The 5702-nt window shown below is 46.0% G+C and carries 6 protein-coding genes; 4 read left to right on the top strand and 2 right to left on the bottom strand.

Annotated elements, in window-relative coordinates:
* Positions 1 to 229: 229 nt before the first annotated feature.
* Together J7K41_04135 and J7K41_04130 are read right to left on the bottom strand one after the other, a co-directional pair.
* On the bottom strand, positions 230 to 772 hold the full coding sequence (locus J7K41_04135; GenBank protein MCD6549864.1) for a tetratricopeptide repeat protein: 543 nt from the start codon (positions 770 to 772) through the stop codon (positions 230 to 232).
* A gap of 72 nt (positions 773 to 844) precedes the next feature.
* A complete protein-coding gene (locus J7K41_04130) occupies positions 845 to 1078 on the bottom strand; it encodes a hypothetical protein (protein MCD6549863.1) in 234 nt (77 codons plus the stop codon).
* Positions 1079 to 1458: 380 nt separating this feature from the next.
* On the opposite strand from J7K41_04130, the gene psmB reads away from it, so the two are divergent.
* The 4 genes from psmB to J7K41_04110 form a co-directional block, all read left to right on the top strand.
* Positions 1459 to 2082 carry an archaeal proteasome endopeptidase complex subunit beta gene (psmB, locus tag J7K41_04125; protein MCD6549862.1) on the top strand — a complete coding sequence of 208 codons (624 nt, stop codon included), beginning with the start codon at positions 1459 to 1461 and terminating at the stop codon, positions 2080 to 2082.
* A gap of 174 nt (positions 2083 to 2256) precedes the next feature.
* Positions 2257 to 4170, top strand: a complete 1914-nt coding sequence (locus J7K41_04120) for a beta-CASP ribonuclease aCPSF1 (protein MCD6549861.1) — start codon at positions 2257 to 2259, stop codon at positions 4168 to 4170.
* A gap of 74 nt (positions 4171 to 4244) precedes the next feature.
* The gene (locus tag J7K41_04115) at positions 4245 to 4979 is read left to right on the top strand and encodes a hypothetical protein (protein MCD6549860.1); all 735 of its coding nucleotides are present in this window, start codon (positions 4245 to 4247) and stop codon (positions 4977 to 4979) included.
* On the top strand, positions 4967 to 5702 hold a 736-nt coding region (locus tag J7K41_04110; GenBank protein ID MCD6549859.1), incomplete at its 3' end, for a metallophosphoesterase. The genes J7K41_04115 and J7K41_04110, both read left to right, overlap by 13 nt.

Here is a 5702-nt window from a genome sequence, read left to right as displayed (position 1 = left end):
GTGCGTTGCCTTTTCCGGAATAAAATTCTTTATTGTCTGTTGTCTGCAAACTTGAAGATGAAAGTAATGAGTGAGAAGGGATGATGGAGTGAGAGATATGGGAAATAAACGGGTTTTTGGAGATGTGTATATATGGAGGGATAACTCTATCTGCCGGAGTCATTCGACCGGAAGAGCGGGAAAAAAGGAAGGAAAAAAGGGTAGAACGTCGGTAGAACGTCATCACGGGTTATACACCGTACTTGAGACGGATCCGTTCGATCTCTCTTTCTATGTAAGATTTTGTTGTTGAAGATATCTGTGATGGTGCTATCAACCGGTTGTACATCTGGTTTGTATACTCCATAAACCTTTTCGGATCCTTCTTCAGAACGGTTTCAAATAGTTCCTCTGCTTTGTCTGTTTCGCCTTTCAACAACCTTGCCAGACCTAACGCGTACCCGGCAATCAATATGTCCGGGTCCTTGGCCCATGCGTATTCTAACGGATCAACGGCTTCGTCGACCCTGTTCAATGCTATCAGACATAATCCTATCATGGTCCATGTTTCCGGACGTTCCCTATCGAGTTCTGCAGATTTCGATAGAACGGCTAACGCTTCTTCGAACTGTTCATCCATGTACAATGTTTTCCCTCGAACATAAAGTGCAAGCGCATCATCGGGATTTAATTCAACAAGTTCTTCACTGACCTCTTCACTCTCTTCGATCTTACCTTCTTCCAGCAGTTCCTCGCTCCTTTGTATCATCTCATCGGACAGTTCATCGGTCATAACATCCCCACCCTTTTTCTTAACATCTGTCATTTTTCTAATTATCTGCCCATTATCACGCTCGTTTATCATCTATTTACCGATGCGTTCTAATGTTTCCAGGACCGTTCTTCCGACATCTTCACCGACCTTTTCGATAACCTCTCTACCGAATTTGAGTTCTACCGGTGTCATAGATGTAAGTTCCCAACTCGGCACCTCGTTGAGATGCCTCTTAAGTTTACCGAATTCTTCCCTTGCCGCCTTTATCTGGGTCGGTTTGACTTCTGCGACACGCGGTATCTGTGGAGGGGCGATGTTCGGCATTCGTATTCACCTCACGATTTTTTCACGATTTTTAGTACGAATTCGGTGCGAATTGTGACCTGGACAGATAACCGTGGCAGGCATGCCGGTTGTAACCATCTGATAGCATACTGATCTGATAGTAAAATGGCTACCTTTATAAATGTATAACATTCCGACGCATAACGGCAGACCCGTTTAAGACGGCGAACACGCCTTTGCGAATGGAACGTGGGGAGATGACACGGTATCCGGCATGATTTTCGAGTTAACCCGATTTTATTCACATTCGCACTGCAAACGGGTTTTACGAAAAGTTTTTAAATACTTTATGTTGATAAAATATCAAACTTTTCAAACTTTTTATAGGTGATACTGTGGAAAATAAAGAGAAGGTTAAACTGTTAGAGACCGGAACAACAACAATCGCCTTGACATGTAAAGAAGGTGTTGTCTTAAGTGCCGATAAACGTGCAAGTTCATACTTCTTTATAGCGTCCAAGGATATACCGAAGATCCATGCCATAGACCTGAGAAAGGCGATGACGATTTCTGGTAGTGTTGGTGATGCACAGACTTTGGTAAGATGGATCAAGTCACAACTTTTCGTACATCGGACACGCGAAGGTAAACCGTTATCTACGAAAGGTGCAGCAACATTGTTGTCCAACGTTCTCTTCTCCTACAAATACTATCCGTTCCTCGTTCAATTGATTCTTGCGGGTTATGAGGACGAAACACCGGAGATATATTCCATCGATGCGATAGGAGGTATTACAAAGGAGAAGTTCGTTTCAACAGGGAGCGGTTCACCGATCGCCTACGGTGTTTTGGAGAACGAGTACAGGGAAAACCTGAGTTTGGAAGACGCCCTCAAGATAGCCGCCAAAGGTATACATACATCGATGCAACGTGACTCTGCAACCGGTAACGGTATAGATTTGGTCGCCATTACTGAGAAGGGTGTCGAACGTTATCCTAAGGAAGAAGTGGAGAAGATCCTTAAAGAAGCGTTGAAGAAATAATGGAAAATATTTTGAGTTGATGACGGGTCTAAACATTTTACATCTTGAAAATCTCAGTTCGGAATAGTTCATCGGTTATGGAATCAGCGGTAACGTCATTTGACGATAAAGGTTAACTAATTTGCAATTTGAATGACCAGGGGAAAATGGAATTCGGATAAATAAGTGAGAAAGGTGAATACCGTGGAATTAAAAGAAATAGAACAGAAAGTGTACGAGATTGTTCCAGAAGAGTGCGGATTGACAAAGGTCGAGCCGGAAGGTTTGGATATTGTTCTCTACGTGCGTGATGTGGCGAAGTTCTTTTCCAACGAATATCTGGTCAAACAACTGGCAGGTGCGATCAAGAAACGGATCAAGGTAAGAGTGGATAGCAGTCTTTTGGCAGATCCGGAAGAGGCCCGCAAGAAGATCGAACAGATCGTGCCGAAGGAAGCCAATGTTACCGATATCAAATTCAATCCGTATTTTTCAGAGGTTTGGATCGAGGCTGAGAAACCGGGTCTGGTCATCGGGAAGAAAGGTGTCACGCTCAAGACGATAATGATCGAAACGGGTTGGGCAGTCAAGATATTCCGTACTCCTACGATGGCATCTTCCACGTTAAAAGGGATACGCGCATCCCTGTTCAAAGAGAGCAAGAAACGTAAGAAGTTTTTGGATAGATTGGGTAAATCGTTATGCAAACCTCCCAAGAAAAGCGAATGGGTTAAGGCGACCGCATTGGGCGGGTTTAAAGAGGTCGGACGTTCATGCGTGCTTGTACAGACACCTAACACCAACATACTGATAGATTGCGGTATAAATTCCGAGACGTTCGAACCATCGAAAGCGTATCCGTATCTGTCCGAGATGCATCTGGAACCGTCCGACCTGGACGCGGTTATCGTGTCCCATGCCCATCTTGATCATTCGGGATTCGTCCCCTATCTCTATGCGTACGGTTACGATGGTCCGGTTTACTGCACTCCACCAACCCGTGACTTAACGGTTCTTTTGCAGATGGATTATCTGAACGTGATAGCGAGGAACGGTGTCGACCCACCGTATTCTATCAAAGACATACACCATCAGTTGATTAACACCGTACCTGTAGATTACAACGAAGTAGTCGATATCACGCCGGAAGTCAAACTCACGTTGTACAACTCAGGTCATATCCTGGGAAGCGCACAGGTGCACCTGCATATCGATAACGGATTACACAACCTTGTTTACACCGGCGACCTCAAATACGCGTTGCGCAAGCGCGATATGGCGCGTCTGTTCGACCCTGCAACAACGGTCTTCCCGCGTGTAGAAACACTGTTCATCGAGAGTACGTACGGCGGCCGTGAAGATTATATGCCCCCGCGTGAAGAGTCGGAAAAGAAACTTATCGAGATCATAAACGAGACGGTGAACAACGGCGGAAAGGTTCTTATACCCGTCTTCTCGGTCGGTAGGTCACAGGAGATCATGTTGGTGCTGGAGGAGGCAGCTAAGAAGAACGATGTAAAATACAACGTTTATCTTGACGGAATGATCCTGGAAGCATCCGCGATACATACCGCTTACCCGGAATATCTTAAAAGCAGTTTACAGAAGAGGATCCTGTCCAACAACAGTCCCTTCGAATCCGAAATATTTGAAATCGTGAAGACCGATAGAAAAGAGATCGTAGAAGGTGACCCTTGCGTGATACTTGCACCATCAGGTATGCTTACCGGAGGTCCGTCGGTCGAATACCTACGGTTAATGGCGGAAGACCCTAAGAACGCACTCGTCTTTGTAGGATATCAGAGCGTGTTATCGCTGGGTCGCAAGATACAACGGGGAGCCAAAGAGGTGCCTCTCATCAATCCCGAGACGAAAAAGTCCGAGATGGTCCGAATAAACCTCCGCGTGGAAACCGTGGAAGGGTTCTCGGGACACGCCGACAGACGTCAACTGTTGTCCTATGTGTCCCGACTGTCGCCAAAACCTAAACGGATATTTACCATGCACGGTGACGATAGAAAATGCGATGAACTGGCCCGTGCCATCTACAAGAAGTTTGACATTGAAGCTCGTGCCCTGATGAACCTTGATTCGGTACGGTTGAGGTAGGTTTTAAAGGTTAACGATCCTTTTTTAAAACTGGAGAGGTATCATCCGTGTGCTTCGGTAAAGGTGCAGGGTATATGAAATGTTATGTTCATAAGGATAGGGATGCTGTGGGTATATGCTCGGTCTGTTACAAAGGCGTGTGTAAGGATTGTATCGGGACCGATGACCCGCGAATAATCTGCAAGTCCTGTCTTAAGAAGATCAAGTCCGGTAAACTGGATGTTTCTTCTGTGTCGATGGGTTATCCGTTACCCGCTAAGGAACCTGTACCGGTCAAACATGAGAAGAGGGTCGAGCATAGAGAATCTATGATGCGTAAGATATTCAGCGGTAAACGGTTACCTGTGGACGATAGGATCGATATAACGTTGCTGACACCCGTCCTTCTGTTAGGTGTTACCGCAGGGATACTGACCGGAATTCCGTTGCTGAGTCTGTTATTCTTTTTGATAATACCGATCGCTTCTGCCGTAGTAATAGTGTACATAAGAGCAGAGGATGATTTCAAGACCGTTGTCGGTATAAAGAAAGGTGCCGCGGCCGGAGCGTTGACAGGATTGGTTGCTGCGATAGTATCGTTCATCGTTGTCCTATCGTTAGAGGTTATGTTAGCCGGTCCGGTGTACAATTTTATCATCGGTACGTTCGATTTCCTTGATGAGAACATGTTGAACCTGGTGCTTTCGCTCTCAGGAGCCGATAGAACCCTGAGTTTCAGTGTGTTATGGATACGGGCGTTGATCAGTTTCACTCTGTACCCGATGTTAGGTGCATTGTTCGGAGCATTGTTTGCAAAATGGTTCCGTTGAACGTTAATAACGGTTTAACGCGTCTGTCACGCGTCCGTAGCGGCACACGGAGACAATGCTCGGGAAATGATCGGTCGATGGTCGGGTTAAACGGTGATGCTATGAGAATGCTCGCCTTCTCTGATCTGCACGGTGAGGATGAGTTTTTAGACCGACTCAGACGACACATGTTCAAACACGAGTATGACGGTTTTCTGATAGCTGGTGATATGGAGTATTACGAATACTGTGAAGAGTTGCTGGAGATACTGGAAGGAGAGAACGTGTTTGTGGTCCCCGGGAACATGGAGGATGAAAAGGTTAGAAGGTTGTTAGAGGAGAGAGGTGTTTCGGTTGAAGGAAGGGTTAAACGGTTGTCCGGATGGAAGATTACGGGTGTAGGCGGTTCTCTGATAAGTCCCTTCCACACTCCGTATCAACACGACGAAGAATGGTTTAAGATGATGTTGGATAAGGTTAGAGACGAGGTGGATGAAAAGACGATCCTCATAACACATACGCCACCTTACGGCGTATTCGATGTCCCGGAATCCAGGCCCGACCTTCACGTAGGTAGCAAAGAGGTCTTAAGGTTCATCCAGGAAACGCAACCAGGAGTTAACGTATGCGGACATATCCATGAGAGACAGGGTAGGACTTCCATAGGTAGAACCGAGGTCGTTAAACTACCGCCCGCTAAATCTATGATGGTTGCAATCCTTGAACTTGAGGAGAGGTTGACTG

The sequence above is a fragment of the Candidatus Micrarchaeota archaeon genome (genome assembly GCA_021163225.1).
Lineage (GTDB): Archaea > Micrarchaeota > Micrarchaeia > Anstonellales > JAGGXE01 > JAGGXE01.
This window is presented reverse-complemented; position numbering and strand designations above follow the sequence as displayed.